The following is a 236-nucleotide window of genomic DNA, read 5'->3' as shown; positions in this document are numbered from 1 at the left end:
CTAGTTTTAAACCAACACCTGGTTGCAAAACATTTACGTAAAACAATCCGATTAAAAGCGAAATAAATGAAGCTGTAAAAAACCACCCAATAGCTTTTCCTCCAATTCTTCCAACAGTTTTAATATCACCCAATTTCGCAATTCCTACTACCAAAGTAGTAAAAACTAAATGCGAAATAATCATTTGCACCAAACGGATAAAGATGGTTGCCAGCATTTTTATTTTACTACTAAAT

1 protein-coding gene is annotated in these 236 nt (G+C 32.6%); it reads right to left on the bottom strand.

The window, feature by feature from the left end; translation table 11 throughout:
• Positions 1 to 236 (bottom strand): cation:dicarboxylate symporter family transporter (locus tag ACWA1B_RS23645; RefSeq protein ID WP_456911138.1); only part of this gene is annotated, 236 nt, incomplete at both ends.

The sequence above is a fragment of the Flavobacterium xizangense genome, assembly GCF_054075145.1.
Note: the sequence above shows the minus strand (reverse complement) of the source record. Positions and strands in the feature narration are given on the sequence as shown.